Here is a 253-nt window from a genome sequence, read left to right as displayed (position 1 = left end):
ATGAAAGACCAAGACCTCGCCAGTCGTCTTATCATAACTCTGACCTGTTGGAGTATCAAAGGCACCATGAAAGGGTACAAACGCTTTTTGCGGGAATCCTGAGCGCGCTAGCTCTAAAGCAACCGTACCGCCAAAACAATAGCCCATCGTCACGCCTGTGCGTGCATCATTGCCTTGCGCTTGACCGGCGTTCAATGCGCCTTGTAGCAAGCGGCGCATTTTGCTGCGATCGTCATATAATGCTGCAGTTAAG

1 protein-coding gene is annotated in these 253 nt (G+C 51.0%); it reads right to left on the bottom strand.

The annotated features are described in order from the left end of the window. Positions 1 to 253 (bottom strand): dienelactone hydrolase family protein (locus tag CAN34_RS13950; protein WP_174668376.1); only part of this gene is annotated, 253 nt, incomplete at both ends.

The organism is Psychrobacter sp. DAB_AL32B (assembly GCF_002224105.1).
Lineage (GTDB): Bacteria > Pseudomonadota > Gammaproteobacteria > Pseudomonadales > Moraxellaceae > Psychrobacter.
This window is presented reverse-complemented; position numbering and strand designations above follow the sequence as displayed.